Annotated in this window: 14 protein-coding genes, 1 tRNA gene and 2 riboswitches; of the genes, 7 read left to right on the top strand and 8 right to left on the bottom strand. The window is 71.9% G+C overall.

Annotation, left to right across the window (positions count from 1 at the left end; translation table 11 throughout):
* The first annotated feature begins 48 nt into the window (after nt 1–48).
* Nucleotides 49–1116, top strand: a complete 1068-nt coding sequence (locus tag GGG17_RS03175; RefSeq protein ID WP_154592333.1) for a LacI family DNA-binding transcriptional regulator — start codon at nt 49–51, stop codon at nt 1114–1116.
* Between the two features lie 64 nt (nt 1117–1180).
* Here the strand turns inward: GGG17_RS03175 and otsB are convergent, their stop codons facing one another.
* Nucleotides 1181–1963 (bottom strand): trehalose-phosphatase, encoded by a 783-nt coding sequence (gene otsB, locus GGG17_RS03170; protein ID WP_154592332.1) that lies wholly within the window; start codon nt 1961–1963, stop codon nt 1181–1183.
* Entirely contained in the window at nt 1963–3438 is a 1476-nt protein-coding gene (locus GGG17_RS03165; RefSeq protein WP_154592331.1) for an alpha,alpha-trehalose-phosphate synthase (UDP-forming), read from the bottom strand. Before GGG17_RS03165 ends, otsB begins: the two co-directional genes overlap by 1 nt.
* 180 nt (nt 3439–3618) lie before the next feature.
* On the opposite strand from GGG17_RS03165, the gene GGG17_RS03160 reads away from it, so the two are divergent.
* The 5 genes from GGG17_RS03160 to GGG17_RS03140 all read left to right on the top strand — a co-directional run bounded on the left by GGG17_RS03160 (nt 3619) and on the right by GGG17_RS03140 (nt 8628).
* Nucleotides 3619–4047, top strand: coding sequence for a CBS domain-containing protein (locus GGG17_RS03160; protein ID WP_154592330.1), 429 nt, complete (start codon nt 3619–3621; stop codon nt 4045–4047).
* 98 nt (nt 4048–4145) lie between these two features.
* Nucleotides 4146–5912, top strand: a complete 1767-nt coding sequence (locus tag GGG17_RS03155; RefSeq protein WP_154592329.1) for a serine/threonine-protein kinase — start codon at nt 4146–4148, stop codon at nt 5910–5912.
* Nucleotides 5913–6171: 259 nt separating this feature from the next.
* Nucleotides 6172–6359: riboswitch (cyclic di-AMP (ydaO/yuaA leader) on the top strand.
* Between the two features lie 4 nt (nt 6360–6363).
* On the top strand, nt 6364–7155 hold the full coding sequence (locus GGG17_RS16820) for a transglycosylase family protein (RefSeq protein WP_195849093.1): 792 nt from the start codon (nt 6364–6366) through the stop codon (nt 7153–7155).
* 433 nt (nt 7156–7588) lie between these two features.
* Nucleotides 7589–7725: riboswitch (cyclic di-AMP (ydaO/yuaA leader) on the top strand.
* An 11-nt stretch (nt 7726–7736) separates the two neighbouring features.
* Complete coding sequence (locus tag GGG17_RS03145) at nt 7737–8291, top strand: transglycosylase family protein (protein WP_154592328.1); 555 nt, start codon at nt 7737–7739, stop codon at nt 8289–8291.
* Nucleotides 8292–8555: 264 nt separating this feature from the next.
* Nucleotides 8556–8628 (top strand) — tRNA-Thr (locus GGG17_RS03140).
* A 285-nt stretch (nt 8629–8913) separates the two neighbouring features.
* Here GGG17_RS03140 and GGG17_RS03135 read toward each other — a convergent pair.
* The 6 genes from GGG17_RS03135 to GGG17_RS03110 form a co-directional block, all read right to left on the bottom strand.
* Nucleotides 8914–9384, bottom strand: a complete 471-nt coding sequence (locus GGG17_RS03135) for an Hsp20/alpha crystallin family protein (RefSeq protein WP_154592327.1) — start codon at nt 9382–9384, stop codon at nt 8914–8916.
* 91 nt (nt 9385–9475) lie between these two features.
* Nucleotides 9476–11260 carry an ABC transporter ATP-binding protein gene (locus GGG17_RS03130; RefSeq protein WP_311966392.1) on the bottom strand — a complete coding sequence of 595 codons (1785 nt, stop codon included), beginning with the start codon at nt 11258–11260 and terminating at the stop codon, nt 9476–9478.
* 173 nt (nt 11261–11433) lie between these two features.
* The gene (locus GGG17_RS03125) at nt 11434–11844 is read right to left on the bottom strand and encodes a hypothetical protein (RefSeq protein WP_154592325.1); all 411 of its coding nucleotides are present in this window, start codon (nt 11842–11844) and stop codon (nt 11434–11436) included.
* Nucleotides 11845–11965: 121 nt separating this feature from the next.
* Nucleotides 11966–12472, bottom strand: coding sequence for a YbaK/EbsC family protein (locus tag GGG17_RS03120; protein ID WP_154592324.1), 507 nt, complete (start codon nt 12470–12472; stop codon nt 11966–11968).
* Nucleotides 12473–12551: 79 nt separating this feature from the next.
* The gene (locus GGG17_RS03115; RefSeq protein ID WP_154592323.1) at nt 12552–13016 is read right to left on the bottom strand and encodes a DoxX family protein; all 465 of its coding nucleotides are present in this window, start codon (nt 13014–13016) and stop codon (nt 12552–12554) included.
* Nucleotides 13017–13046: 30 nt separating this feature from the next.
* Complete coding sequence (locus GGG17_RS03110; protein ID WP_154592322.1) at nt 13047–14021, bottom strand: PLP-dependent cysteine synthase family protein; 975 nt, start codon at nt 14019–14021, stop codon at nt 13047–13049.
* A 91-nt stretch (nt 14022–14112) separates the two neighbouring features.
* Here GGG17_RS03110 and fgd point away from each other — a divergent pair, with 91 nt between their 5' ends.
* Complete coding sequence (gene fgd, locus GGG17_RS03105; protein WP_154592321.1) at nt 14113–15174, top strand: glucose-6-phosphate dehydrogenase (coenzyme-F420); 1062 nt, start codon at nt 14113–14115, stop codon at nt 15172–15174.
* The last annotated feature ends 80 nt before the right edge of the window (nt 15175–15254 follow it).

The following is a 15254-nucleotide window of genomic DNA, read 5'->3' as shown; positions in this document are numbered from 1 at the left end:
GCCCGGCAGCATCAGCACCCATCCCGGACCGTCGTCGAAGGAGATCACATGCGACCACCACGCCTGGTGGACATCGCGGCTCACGCCAAGGTGAGCGAGGCGACGGTCAGCCGTGTCCTCAACAACAAGCCGAACGTCGCGGAGGCCACGCGGCAGTCGGTCCTTACGGCGCTGGACGTGCTCGGCTACGAGCGGCCGCTGCAGCTGCGGCGCAAGACCGCGGGGCTGGTCGGGCTGATCGTCCCCGAGCTCGACAACCCGATCTTTCCCGTGCTCGCGCAGATCATCGAGACCGCGCTCGCGGTGCACGGCTACACCCCCGTGCTGTGCACGCAGACACCGGGCGGGATGCACGAGGACGACTACACCGACATGCTGCTCGAGCGCGGCGTCGCCGGGATGATCGTGGTGAGCGGTCAGCACGCCGACACGACGACGAGCCCCGACCGCTACCAACGGCTGCGCGACGCGGGGCTGCCCCTCGTCCTGGTCAACGGCTACTACCCGGGGATCGACGCGCCGTTCCTGTCCAACGACGACGCGGCGTCCATGGAGCTGTCGCTGACGCACCTGATCCAGCTGGGGCACACCGAGATCGGCCTCGCCGTGGGCCCGGAGCGGTACGTCCCCGTGATCCGCAAGATCGAGGGCTACCGGGCGGTGATGGCGCGTCAGCTGGGGCGCACCGACGTCGACTCCCTCATCGAGACCACGTTGTTCAGCGTCGAGGGCGGCGCGTCCGCGGCGACCCGGCTGATCGGCAAGGGCTGCACGGCGATCGTGTGCGGCTCGGACCTGATGGCGCTGGGGGCGATCCGTGCGGCGCGGGCCCGGGGGCTGCGCGTGCCCGAGGACGTGTCGGTGATCGGCTACGACGACTCCGCGCTCATGGCGTTCACCAACCCGCCGCTCACCACCGTGCACCAGGCCGTGGTCGCGATGGGGGAGGCGGCCGTGCGGTCCCTGCTCGACGAGATCGCCGGCAACCCCGTGCCGCGCACGGAGTACCTCTTTCAGCCCGAGCTCGTGGTCCGCGCCTCCACCGCTCCGGCGCCCGCGGCGGCCGGGGGCGCGTCCGGGGGCCGTCGAGCCGCCCACCCGTCACCAGGATCGTGAGGGTCTGCTCCAAGGATGGTGGAGGACACCCGCACGACCTTGGGGGAGGGGGTGTGGGGACTGCTCAGGCCGTATGCCGGGCCCGCGCCTCGACCAACGCCTCCAAGACCTCGGCGGCCTCCTCGGGCGAGGCCACGCGGTGCCGGGCCACGGTGTCGCCCTCGCCGACCTTGACCGTCAGGTCGTCGTCGCCGAGCCGGGCGAAGGCCCGCTCGTCCGTGACGTCGTCCCCGGCGTAGTAGACCGCGTCAGCGCCGCACCACGCCGCGAGATCGACCAGCGCAGAACCCTTGTCGCTGTCCACGACCGACAGCTCCACCACGCACTTGCCCGGCATGACGTGGGCCTTGGAGTGCTGGGCCGCCATGGCCACCGTGGCGGCGGTGGCCGCGTCGGCGACGGCCTGGTCGACGCCGCGCGTGTGCAGGACCACGGCCGCCGGCTTGCGCTCGATGCGCGTGCCGGGGTGGGCCTCGACGATGGCGGACAGAGACTCGTCGAGGGAGCGCAGGTCGAGGCGCTGCGCCTCGCTCAGGCCCTCGGCGCCGGCCTCGGGTCGTGAGGTCTGCGCGCCGTGGCTCCCGACCAGGACCACGTGCTCGTCGTCGCCGAGGTCGGCGAGGCCAGTCAGGGCCCCAAGCGTCTCGAGGTCCCGCCCGGACACGGCGGCCACGGTGGTTCCCGGCATACGGGACAGTGCGCGCAGCGCCTCGATCGTGCCGGGGAGGGGTCGCGCCGCCATGGGGTCCTCGACCAGCGGCGACAGGACGCCGTCGAAGTCCGTCGCCACGACGATCGTTGCGCGCGAGGCGATCTCGTCGATCGCGGAGCGCAGGGCGTCGTCCATCAGTCCTCCTGCGAGCGGCGCTCGGCGTCGCGCGTGGTCTGCTGCCCCTGGCGCGACGGCTTGTCGGGTGCGGCCTCCAGCGCGGCGAGGAAGGCCTGGGCCCAGTGCTGCACGTCGTGGCGACGGACCCGGCGGCGCAGGGCCCGCATGCGCCGCGAGCGCTCCTGGGGAGAGGCGTTGATGGCGTCCATGATCGTGCGCTTGAGGCCGATGATGTCGTGCGGGTTGACCATGAAGGCCTCCCGCAGCTCCTCGGCGGCGCCGGTGAACTCCGACAGCAGCAGCGCCCCGCCGTTGTCGTGGCGGCACGCGATGTACTCCTTGGCCACGAGGTTCATGCCGTCGCGCAGCGGCGTCACGACCATGACGTCGGCGGCGAGGAAGAGCGCGGCGAGCTCCTCCCGCCCGTAGCCCTGGTGGAGGTACTCCATGGCGGGGGAGCCGATGGCCGAGTAGTTGCCGTTGATCCGTCCCACCGCACCCTCGACGTGCTCGCGCAGGTCGATGTAGGCGTCGATGCGCTCGCGGCTCGGCGTCGCGATCTGGATGAAGGTCGTGTCGGCGCCGTCGAGCGAGCCGTCCTTGAGCAGCTCCTCGTAGGCCTTCAGCCGGTGCCGGATCCCCTTGGTGTAGTCGAGCCGGTCGATGCCGAGCAGCAGCGCGCTGGGGTTGCCCAGGGACTCGCGAATCTCCTTGGCGCGCTTCTTGACCTCGGGTCGACGGGACAGCTCGTCCATGCTCGCGAAGTCCACCGAGATCGGCACGGCGGCGGCGCGGACGTCGTGCCCGCCGGTCGCCTTGCCGACGTGGATGACGTCGCCCTTGACCGTCATACCGAGGTATCTGCGGCAGGCCCGCAGGAAGTTCTCGGCGTCGCCGGGCCGCTGGAAGCCGAGGAAGTCCGCCCCGAGCAGCCCCTCGAGGATCCCCTGGCGCCACGGGAGCTGGCCGAAGAGCTCGACCGGGGGGAAGGGGATGTGGTCGAACCAGCCTATCCGCAGGTCGGGCCGCAGCTGCCGCAGGAAGGCCGGCACGAGCTGCAGCTGGTAGTCGTGCACCCACACGGTCGCGCCCTGCTCGGCGACCTCGGCGAGGGTCCTCGCGAAGCGCTCGTTGACCTCGCGGTACTGGTTCCACCACTTGCGGTGGAACTGGGCGGGCACGATCACGTCGTGGTAGATCGGCCACAGCGTGTCGTTGCAGAATCCCTCGTAGTAGCCCTCGATCTCGTCCTCGGACAGGGGAACGGGGTGCAGGCGCATGCCGGCCTCGTCGAACGGCTCCGGCGCCTCGCCGGGCTCTCCGGCCCAGCCCACCCAGACCCCGTCGCGGCCGCTCATCACGGACTCCATCGCCGTGACCAGACCTCCCGGGCTGCGGTGCCACTCGACCTGTCCGTCCTCGCCGACCACCCGGTCCACGGGGAGGCGGTTGGCGGCGATGACGAAGTCGTACCGTACGGCGGTGTCCGCCATGGTGCGATCAGCTCCTCTGGTGTCGCCCTGGTCGTCGCGGTGCGCCTGGGCATCCTGACGTCCGGGCCGGTGTCGTATGACGGGCCGACGGGCCCGCCGGTCCTGCACGTACCCGGCGCACTGCCACTCTAGGCGGGGGCACCTCTGGCGCGCGCGGGGGCGGGGGCCTAGGGTCTCGACATGAAGATCTCCGACGTGGTCAGGTCCAAGGGCTCCGACGTCGTCACCGTGCGACCGGAGGCCACCGTCGGTGAGCTCCTCAGCGTGCTCGCCGACCACAACATCGGCGCGGTCGTCGTGAGCAACGACGGCTCGAGCGTCGCCGGCATCGTCAGCGAGCGGGACGTGGTGCGGCACCTCGGCCGGTCCGGGGCCGCGGTCCTGGAGGAGCCGGTCTCCACGATCATGACCGTCGAGGTGCACACCTGCTCCTTCGGCGACGAGATCGAGGACCTCGCCGGGTCCATGACCGAGCGGCGCATCCGACACGTCCCGGTCCTCGAGGACGGTCGCCTCGCGGCCATCGTGACCATCGGCGACGTGGTCAAGCACCGCATCAGCCAGCTGCAGGACGAGCGCGACCACCTGGTCGGCTACATCAACCAGTAGCCGGCACGCGCCGGCCCGGCCGGCAGTGGCCGGATCGTCACCCTCCGGGCGGCGGTGGTCCCAGCGACGTCCCACGGCGAGCACGTACCGTGGAGGGCATGAGCACGTCGTCGACCACGCCGCCCGCCGGGCTGCCCGCGGCCTACGACACCCTCGGCCCCTATCGCCTGGCCGGTCTGCTGGGGGAGGGCGGGATGGGTGTCGTCTATCTCGGCCTGGACCGTGCGGGCCGAGCCGTGGCGATCAAGGCGCTGCGCCCGCACATCGCCGGTGACCCGGACGCCCGGGCCCGGCTGGCGCGCGAGGTCGCGACCCTGGAGCGTGTCCAGCACCCCCGCGTCGCGGCGGTGCTCGACGCCGACCCCGAGGGGGAGCGGCCCTACATCGTGACGCGCTACGCGCCGGGCCCGCCGCTGGACGACTACGTCACGACCCACGGTCCGTTCCGCGGCGAGGCGCTGCTGCGCCTGGCGCGCGGGCTGCACGATGCCCTGGGCGCCATCCACGCCGCGGGCGTGGTGCACCGCGACCTCAAGCCCGGCAACGTCCTGGTCGTCGACGACGACCCGGTCGTCATCGACTTCGGCATCGCGCACGTCGCCGACGACGTGCGCCTCACCAGCACCGGGCTCGTCATGGGGACGCCGGGCTACCTGTCCCCGGAGGTCCTCTCGGGAGCGCCGGTCACCGAGGCCACGGACTGGTGGGGCTGGGCGTCCACCCTCGCGTATGCCGCCACCGGCGCCCCACCGTTCGGTCGCGGGCGCGTCGACGTCATCCTCGACCGCGTGCGATCCGGGCAGCACGACCTCACCGGGGTGGACGCTCGCATGCGCCCGCTGCTGGCCGCCGCGCTCACGCCCGACCCCGCCCAGCGGCCCTCGGCGGGCACGGTGCTCGCGGCGCTCGAGCAGCTCGCCCACGGCGAGGCCCCGCACCTGGCGACCGGTCCGAGCGGGCGCACCGAGGTGCTCCCCGCCGTCACGCAGTCGATCGCTCCACCCACCGAGTCCCTCGCCGCCCGGACGGAGCTCGCCCGGCAGCAGCGTCCCCGCCAGGGATCGACACGGGTCATGCCCGCGATCCCGTCGGGTGGCGGCGCGAGTGCTGCCGGGGCCTCGCCCTACGCGCGGATCCGTCCCTACGCCTCCTCCGTCCCTCCCGCTGCCGCGGCGACACCGCCTGGCGCCGGGGGACCGGCATACGGCGTGGAGTCCCGCAGGGACGAGCAGCCGGTGGGGCCGGTCGGAGACCCCCGCGTCGGCAAGCCGGCCCGCACGGCCCAGCTGATCGGCCTCACCGGGGCCGTCGCCGCGCTCGCCGCGACGTGGCCGATGATCGCCGTCGGCGTGGCCCTCGGCTGGTCGGTCCTCGCCCGCACGGTCGACCGCTCGGTCACGGCCACCGTGCTGCGACGCCACGAGGCGGGCGGGGCGCGTGGCACCGACCTGGCGGTGGCGGTGGCGCGCAGCCCCTTCCAGCTGCTGGCCGCGACGGTGAGCACGATCGCCACGGGGCTGCTGGGCCTGCTGGTGACCGTGGCCGTGATGTTCGCGGTGTCCCTCGGCAGCTCCCTGCTCGGCGTCCGCCAGGCGCCCACCGGGGCCGTCCCCATCGCAGTCGGCGCGCTCGTCGGGTGCTGGACCTGCTGGTGGGGTGCGGGCGGCATCTCGCTGCGGCGTGGCTCGCGGATGCTGATGCGCGGCCTGACGCCGGGCCAGCTCACCCGAGAGGTCGTGACGGCCCTGCTCGTGGCCCTGGTCCTGGGGCTGGGGCTGTGGGCGCTGCTGCGGCACGGCGTGCCGGTGTGGTGGCCGCTGCAGCAGGACCCGGTGACGGGACGCTCCCTCGGCTGGCAGTTCTGAGGCCGTGGTCGCCGCGGGACGTCCAGGTGAGGTGGAGGAGCGCCCCCGTCGATCCACCAGGTGGGGGTTGAACACGCCGGGGCGGGGGGCTCGGTTTGGGATCGGGCCGAGGACCTGCCTATGGTCGTCGAGCGCCGTCGGCCCACGCCCCCTGGGGCTGGTCGAGGTGTGTCACGGGGGTCTCCCCCCGTCTCGGGGCACAACTGGATAGACCCGAATTCACATGCAGGACATGCCCGCTGCGCCGAGCAGCACCCGACGGGCATCGTCGCCGGACACCACCTCTCGTCCGGGTCCTGGGGTGCTGGTGGAGGACCCACTCACGACTCGCGAGAGCGGCTCGTGGCGGTCTGCGCGAGCAGGCCTTGGGGTGAAGCCGCATCTGCGGCCGGACACCTGACCGTCCGAACCCGACAGCTCACTTCACAGGCGTCGTCAGGAAAGGATCTCTGTGCGCTACGCACCTCGTCACGCCATCTCCTCGACCCGTCGCACCGCCCGCTGGGCCACGACGGGCCTCGCCACCGCGGCCCTCACCGTCGGCGGCGGCATCGCCGCCACCGGCACCGCCCACGCCGACGACAGCGTGTGGGACCGCGTCGCCGCCTGCGAGTCCGGCGGCAACTGGTCGATCAGCACCGGCAACGGCTACCACGGTGGCCTGCAGTTCACGCCGAGCACCTGGCGCGCCTACGGCGGCAGCGGCTCGGCGGCCGGCGCCTCCAAGTCCGAGCAGATCCGGGTCGCCAAGCGCGTCCTGGCCGGCCAGGGCCCCGGCGCCTGGCCCGTCTGCTCCCGCAAGGCGGGTCTGACCCGCGGCAGCGGCGGTGCCGACAGCAGCTCGGCCACCCAGGCTCGTGCCTCCCGCTCCACCGAGCGCAAGGCCGTGTCGTCCTCCGAGCCGCGCAGCACCAAGCGCTCCACCTCCTCCACCAAGGTTGCGGAGCAGGCCGCGCCGAAGCGTGCGACCAAGCGCGCCTCCTCGCAGACCTCCGTGTCGTCCTACCCCGGTGCCGGCGCGTTCGTGCTGGGCCACCAGGACTCCGCGGTCACCCTGCTCGGCAAGCGTCTGCAGGCGCACGGCTTCGGCAGCTTCTACAAGGTCGGTGCCGGCCCGACGTTCACCTCGGCCGACAAGGCCGCCGTCGCCGCCTTCCAGAAGTCCCTCGGCTGGACCGGCTCCGACGTGAGCGGCTACCCCGGCCCGGTCACCTGGGCCAAGCTCATGGCGCCCGCCAGCTGAACCACGCCTCTCTGAGCACCAGCTCACGTGTGGGGGTCGACCCGAAACGGGTCGGCCCCCACACGGCTGTCCGCGTCCGAACGTGTGGGTTCTGACGCGAAACGACACGCTGTCGGGCGCGACGTGAGGTATCCCACAAACCCATACGGTACGTAGCGGAAACATCGGGACAACTCCCTCCTGGGTGGGCCGTCCCGGCGGCCCTTCGTCACTGAGAGCAACCTTGTTGCCAGCCTGAGCCGAACCTGTGGTTTGTCTCAAACCGATAACGGGCCCTAGAGTCTCCTCTGACATCGCCGCTGCCCCCCGGGGGCCGGCGGCTTGTCGCGGAGAGACCGTCTCCGCCTCGGGCACAACTCCATACCCCCGAAATTTCAGCAGCGCATGCCCCCTACGCCGAGCGTCATCCAGAGGGCACCCCCGCCGGACACACCTGGTCCGGGCGCAGGATGACAGTGGAGGACCCACTTCGACCCGCCCCGCGGGTCTTGGGGTGAAGCCGCAGCAGCGGCCGGGCACCTGACCGCCCGAACCCGACAGCTCACTTCACAGGCGTCGTCAGGAGAGGATCTCCCCCCACCATGCGTTACACCCCCCGTCATTCGGCCGCGCCCAAGCGCACCTCCAAGCGTATCGCCACCGTCGGTCTGACGACCGCCGCCCTGGCGCTCGGTGGCGGCTTCGCCACCGCCGGCACCGCCAACGCGGCTTCTGTCGGCACCTGGGACCGCGTCGCGGCCTGCGAGTCCGGCGGCAACTGGTCCATCGCCACCGGCAACGGCTTCTACGGCGGTCTGCAGTTCACCCGCTCCACGTGGCTCGCCTACGGTGGCGGCGCCTACGCCCCCACCGCCAACCGCGCCTCCAAGGCCCAGCAGATCGCCATCGCCGAGCGCGTCCTCGCCGGCCAGGGCCCGGGTGCGTGGCCCGTCTGCTCCCGCCGCGCCGGCCTGACCCGCGGTGGCGCCGCCGCTCCAGCCTCCCGCTCCACGGTCCGCAAGGCCGTGAAGAAGAAGGTCGTCAAGAAGCGCGTCGTCAAGAAGAAGCGCTACGTCTCCAAGAAGCGTTACGTCCTCAAGAAGCGCTACACCCGCTCGGGCAAGCGCTACTACGTGCGCGTCTACGTCCGCCGCTGATCGCGGGGCGTCGCGCACGCCCTGCCCCAGCTCGTGACATCGAGGGCCGGCATCATCTCTGAGGGGGATGCCGGCCCTCAGTCATGCCCGCGCACGCTCGCGTGCACCGCTGCCTCGCCCGTCTCACGTTGCAGGGCGAGACATCCTCGCCGCGGTGTGCAGCCGCCCCGGCCCGACCCCGTTTAGGGCCCGCCACGCGTCGCCGACTAGGATCGGACGGCATGTATGACGGAGCCCGCCGCACGGCCGCGCCCCCGTCATCCCGCTGGAGTGGCGCAATCGGTAGCGCACCTGTCTTGTAAACAGGTGGTTGAGGGTTCGAGTCCCTTCTCCAGCTCCGTCGCGCCGCGGTGGCAGCATCCGCGTCATGGGCTTCGTCGAGCTCGTCGTCACGGGACCGCGACCAGATGCGCAGCGTCGCCGATTCCGTGGTCCAGGAACGGCTCGTTGCCTGCGCACGCACGCACTTGCACGGATTGCGGGGCGATCGGGTGGGGGTCACGCAGGAGACGCCCCCGGCCTCGCCCGATTGGGAAGCCCCAGCGTTACGCCCGGAAGGGGTGCTCCCACCGATGGTGGGAGCACCCCTTCCGGGCGTAAGGTCGCGGGCGTGGCCGGCGACTCAGCCCTGGTCCTTCTCCGTCGTGGACTCCACGACGTCGGGCGCGGCGCCGGGCGTGATGGCCTGCTCTTTGCCGGCGTGGCTGACCTGGATCTTGCGCGGCTTGGCCTCCTCGGCGACCGGGATCGTCAGCGTCAGGACGCCGTCGGAGTAGTCGGCCTCGATCCGCTCGGTGGAGACGCCGTAGCCCAGGGTCAGCTGGCGGGCGAACGTGCCGACCGGCCGCTCGTGGGTGAGCCACTGTGCGTCCTCGGACACGCTGCTGCGACGCTCGGCGCGGATGGTGAGGGTGCGCTCCTCGACGTCGATGTCGATCGAGGAGGGGTCGACGCCGGGCAGGTCCACGGCCACGACGAACCGGTCACCGTCGCGGTAGAGGTCCATCGGCAGGACGGGCGAGGAGGGGCCCCGGTTGACGGTGCCGAGGATGCGGTCCATCTCGCGGAACGGGTCGAACGTACGAGCCTCCATGGTGAACACCTCCATCTCTTGGGTTGAGTCCCTGCGACTCAACCTCGTGGCACTGGGGTGAACGCGGATCGGCGGCGCGCTGTTCCCGCGATTACTTCGCCTCTTGGTACGCGTTGAGGTAGGAGTCCTCACCGCGGCGTTGCATGGCGAGCAGCTCGGCATACACCCCACCAGAGGTGGCCAGCTGGGCAGGCGAGCCGATCTCGTCGACCCGACCGTCCTTGATCGTCACGATCCGGTCGACGCCCGCGATGGTGGACAGCCGGTGGGCGATGATCAGCGAGGTGCGTCCCGCCATGAGCTGCACGAGGCCCTCCTGCACGGCGCGCTCCGAGCGGGTGTCGAGCGCGCTGGTGGCCTCGTCGAGGACCAGCACGGAGGCGTCCTTGAGCATGGCGCGAGCGACGGAGATGCGCTGCTTCTGGCCACCGGAGAGCTTGAGGCCGCGCTCGCCGATCATGGCGTCGAACTCGCCGTCCAGCTTGCCGATGAAGACGCTTGCGTTGGCGCGCTCGGCCGCCAGCGCGACCTCGTGCTGGGACGCGGTGGGGTGGCCGTAGCGGATGTTCTCGCCGACGGTGTCGGAGAAGAGCGACGGGTCCTGGAAGACCAGGGAGATCCGACGGCGCAGCTCGTCGTGGGGGAGCGTGGCGATGTCGACGCCGTCGAGGCGGATCTGCCCGCCGCGCAGCGGATAGAGGCCTAGCAGCAGGTTGACCAGGGTGGTCTTGCCGCCGCCGGACTCGCTGACCAGGGCGACCCGCTCACCGGGCCGTATGTCGAAGGTGACGTCACGCAGCACGTCGGGACCGTCGCCGTAGCCGAAACGCACGTCCTCGAACTCCAGCACCGGGGCGCCCTCGGGACGGGAGGGCAGCGCCGGCATCTCCTGCACGTGCTCGACCTCGGTCGCCGCCATGACGCGGAAGTAGTCGCGCGACCCCGCCACTGCGCGCTGCGAGGCGTCGAGGACCCAGCTCATCATCTCGACGGGCATGCGGGCCATCGCGATCAGCTGGATCAGCAGCACCATCTGGCCGACGGAGAAGCCGCCGTCCAGGGTCCGCCGGAAGATGAGGAGGTACATCGCCGCGAAGGCCAGGTTGAGGACGCCGCGACGGATCACGTCCATCGTGTGCCAGTGCCGCGACTGCTCCTTGGTGGTGCTGTCGGTGCGCATGAAGTGGTCGGTGAAGGTGTCGAGCTCGTGCCGCTCGCGGGTGAAGGACCGCACCACCCGGATCTGCCCCACGACCTCGGCGAACCGGCCGCCCGCCGTGTCGACGTGATGGTTCTTGTCGGCCTCGAGCCGCTGCCACGTGCGGGACGTGAGCCCCGTGAGCCAGACATAGGTCGGGAAGACGACGGCCAGCAGCACCGCCAGCGGCCAGTAGTAGATCGCGCTGATCACGAGCACCGCCGCCGTCTGGATCAGCATGGTGAAGAAGGTGTTGGCGAGCGACTTCGCGAAGTTGGAGACCTCGGTGATCGAGCGGTTGAGCCGCGACACGATCGTGCCGGTCATCTCGTCGTCGAACCAGCTCTGCGGCAGCCGCAGCAGCTTGTCGAGGTAGCGCGTCGACAAGATCGCACGGATCCGGTTGCTGAGGACGTCGCCGGTGTAGCCGCCGAGGTTGGAGACCACCGTGCTGACCAGCTCCGCCGCGAGGATCGCCAGCGTGAGCAGCCCCAGCGTCGGGAAGGCGGCGGTGCCCCGCCCGCTGCGGACCGCGTCGACGATGGTGTCGGTGGCCCGCCCGACGAGGAACGGCGTCGCCAGCCCGGCGCTCGCGGTGACGATCGCGCAGGCCGCCACCCCCAGGTAGTAGGGACGCAGCTCGGCGGTGAACCGGATGATCCGGGCCAGGGAGGCCACGATGCCCTCCTCGCGCGCCTGATCGGCCGGGGCGTCGCCGGCGGTGGTGGTGCGCGCGGCGGCGCTGACGCTGGTGCTCAACGGGCTCCCTCGGTGACGGTGCTCATGCGTCCACGAGACGTCAAGCGGACGTGAGGTCAACACCTGCGATGGCGGGACTCTTCCCGTCGCGGTCAGCAGAGGTCCAGCAGGGCCTCGGCATAGGCGCACTCGAGGTCGCCGTTGGTCGTATGCCGTTCCCGCTGCCCGTCGTTGGTGAGGACACGCCATACGGGCCCTTGCTCGGCGAGTCCCGGCTCCCGGTGCACCGACCGCAGCCGGTCACCCAGCAGCACGCGCAGCTGGTCCTCGCGCGGCAGCCACACCGTCTGGTCGAGCCCGACCGAGTCCAGCGCCCACTCCGTCGTCCCGTTGAAGCCGAGCACGGACTGGTCCGCGTAGTGGTGCAGCTCGATCGTCAGGTCGCTGATCCAGTAGGTCTGGTCGGCGAGCGTGTCGACGTCGATCGCGAACCGGTCGCCCGGCTGCGGCTCCCACAGCACGCCCGCGGCCGCGAGGCGGCGGGCGAGGTCCAGCGTCAGCATCTGCCCATCCTGCCTCACCGCGCGCGCGGGCGTCGGACGAGTGCGAGGCTCGGGCACGGAGCCTCAGGAGCCGGTGGACGACTGGAGGAGCCTGCGCCCAGGCCGGGCGGTGCACGCCGCGTCAGTCTTTGGCGACCTGCACGACCTCGCCGCCCGTGATGCGGACGAGCTCGTCGAAGGTGAGGGGGAACAACGTGTCCGGCGTCCCGCCGGCAGCCCACAGCTGCTCGTGCTGCCGCAGCGCCTCGTCCACGACCGTCTGCAGAGGAGCGGGGTGCCCCACCGGCGCCACGCCACCGATGACCTGCCCGGTGGCGTAACGCACCTCGTCGGCGGAGGCCATGTGCACCTCGACCACGCCGAGCGCGCGCTCCAGCACCTCGAAGTCCACCCGGTGCGCGCCGCTCGTCATCGCCAGGATCGGCGCGCCGTCGGCCATGACCACCAGCGAGTTGGCGATGGCGCCGACCTCGCAGCCGACCAGCTCGGCGGCGTCCTTCGCCGTCCGCGCGGGCGTGGCCACCACCCGCACCCGGCCGTCGACGCCGGCCTCGTCGAGGGCGGCCTGCACGTCCTGCGCGCGGCGCGGGAGGTCGGAGGAGGAGGTGGCGTCGGGCGCAGTCGTCATACGCCCCAGCCCATCACGCCAGGCGGTATGCCGCCAACCCCCGCCGCCACCCGCGATCCGGCGCCGGGGCCGGCTGCGCTCAGGAGCGGCGACCGCGGCGGCGGGGTCGGCCGTGGGGTGCCGAGAGAGCCTGGTCGAGCGACAGGTCCCCGGGGCTGGTGAGCGCCAGCAGCAGCGCCGCGACCCCGATGGCTGCCACGAGCTCCCACCCGCCGTTGTCGACGAGCACGCCGTTGCCGCGGTGCACGAAGGCGTAGGCGCCCGCCATCAGCAGGGCCACGAGCGAGCCCGCCACCCAGGTGAACAGGCCCAGCAGGATGCAGATCCCGCCCACGAACTCGATGGTCGCGGCGACGATCGCGGCGAGCGTCGGCACGGGCACCCCGGACCGGGCCATCTGCGCCGCTACCCCGTCGATCCCGATGATCGTGAGCTTCTGCCACCCGTGGGCGATCAGCACGAGCCCGAGGAGGATCCGGCACCCCAGCAGCAGGACCGCGCGCACGGGATTGTCGGAGAAGGGGGTCTGGTGGAGCGAGGCCATGCGGGCCAGCCTACGGCGCCTGCGGCGCGCTCAAGGCTCGACCCAGACACCCTCGTCCCACGCCCGCTCGAACGTCGGGACCCACCGGTCGACGTCGAGTCCCTTGCGCGACAACCAGTCTCGCGAGTAGTAGCTGTCGGCGTAGCGACCGCCGCCGTCGCACAGCAGCGTCACGACGGACCCGTGCTCGCCGCGAGCCCGCATCTCGCACACCAGCTTCAGCGCGCCAAAGAGGTTGGTGCCGGTCGATCCGCCGGCGAACAACCCTGTGCGAGAACGCAGCACGTGGATCCCGGCGATCGAGAAGGCGGAGTTCTCGGGGTCCGTGACGCACAGGCGGGTCAGGTGGCCGCCATACCGCAGGTGTCGGCCGATGGTCGCGGAGGTGCCGCCGGTCCCGGCTGCGGTGACGATCCAGGCGGGGGCGGGGTGGGGCTCGAGCCGCAGCTGGTCGAAGATGGACTCCGCGATGTTGTTGTTGCCCCGCCAGTCGGTCGCGCGCTCGGCATACGTGAACTGGTCCATGTAGTGGCCGCCGAGCCGCCGGGCGAGCTCGACCGCCGTCGGATACAGCGTCGCGGGGTCGTCGATGAACTCGCACCGCCCGCCGTTGCGCTCGATGAGGTCGATCTTGGTCTGGCTGGTGCTGCGCGGCATGACCGCGATGAACTCCAGCCCCAGCAGCCGCGCGAACCACGCCTCGCTGACGGCCGTGGAGCCGCTCGACGCCTCGATGATCGGGGTGTCCGGGCCCACCCACCCGTTGCACAGGGCGTAGAGGAACAGCGACCGTGCGAGTCGGTGCTTGAGCGAGCCGGAGGGATGGGTGGACTCGTCCTTGAGGTAGAGCTCGATGCCCCAGGCCTGCGGCAGCTGCACGGGCAGCAGGTGCGTGTCGGCGGAGCGGTTGGCGTCGGCCTGGACCGCGCGGATCGCCCGGGCGACCCAGGCCCGCCGCCCGGGGTCGCTGCGATCGACGTCACGGGCCGTGGCCGACAGGGTCATGGCCCGAGCCTAGCCCGCGGCCCTAGGGTGGACCGTCCCGGGTCGACGGCGTCGCCGGACGACTCCGAGCCCCCGACCAAGGAGACGAACCATGACGTTGCGCATCGGGTACAAGGCGTCCTCGGAGCAGTTCGCGCCGCGCGAGCTCGCGGACTATGCCGTGCTGGCCGAGGAGCTCGGTCTCGACAGCGCGTTCATCGCGGACCACTTCCAGCCCTGGCGGCACCTCGGCGGGCATGCCCCGTCGAGCATCCCGTGGCTCGCGCACGTCGCGGCCCGCACCGAGCGGATCATGCTCGGCACCTCGGTGATGACCCCGACCTTCCGCTACAACCCGGCGATGGTGGCGCAGTCGTTCGCGACGCTGGCGTGCCTGCACCCCGGCCGGCTGGTGCTCGGCGTCGGCACGGGCGAGGCGCTCAACGAGATCGCCGTCGGCTCGGTCCACGGGGACTGGCCGGAGTTCAAGGAGCGCTTCGCCCGCCTCCGGGAGGCCGTCGAGCTCATGCGCCGCCTGTGGACCGAGGAGCGCGTGACCCACGAGGGTGACTACTACCGGACGACGGACGCGACGGTCTACGACCGGCCGGAGTCTCCCGTGCCCGTCTACGTCGCTGCCGGGGGGCCGATGGTCGCGCGGTATGCCGGCCGCAAGGGCGACGGCTTCATCTGCACCTCCGGCAAGGGGCGCGAGCTGTATGCCGACCAGCTCGTCCCCGCCGTCGTCGAAGGTGCGGGCAAGGCGGGGCGCGACCCCTCGAGCATCGACCGGATGATCGAGATCAAGCTGTCCTACGACCCGGATCCCGCTGCGGCGCTGGAGAACTGCCGGTTCTGGGCGCCGCTGTCCCTCACCGCCGAGCAGAAGCACTCGTTGCACGACCCGGCCGAGATGGAGGCCGCCGCCGACGCGCTGCCCATCGAGCAGGTGGCCCGGCGCTGGATCGTGGCGTCGACGCCGGAGGAGGTCGTGGACCAGGTCAGGTCCTACACCGACCTCGGCTTCGACCACCTGGTCCTGCACGGGCCGGGTCACGACCAGGAGCGCTACCTGCGGTCGCTGGCGGAGCAGGTGCTGCCGGCGTTGCGCGAGCTGGAGCCCGCTCCGCTGCCCGAGCCGCCGTCGCAGGCCCCCGCCGGCGACGCCAGGTGAGCTGGGAGCTCAGCGTGGGTCGTCAGGCTGCCCGCGATCAGCCCTGCGTCGGCGCTGCTGCCCGGGGTGCTCGGCTCGCC

The organism is Arsenicicoccus cauae (genome assembly GCF_009707125.1).
In the GTDB taxonomy this organism is placed as follows: domain Bacteria; phylum Actinomycetota; class Actinomycetes; order Actinomycetales; family Dermatophilaceae; genus Arsenicicoccus; species Arsenicicoccus cauae.
The sequence above is the reverse complement of the archived record's forward strand: the minus strand, read 5'-3'. Positions and strand labels throughout refer to the sequence as shown.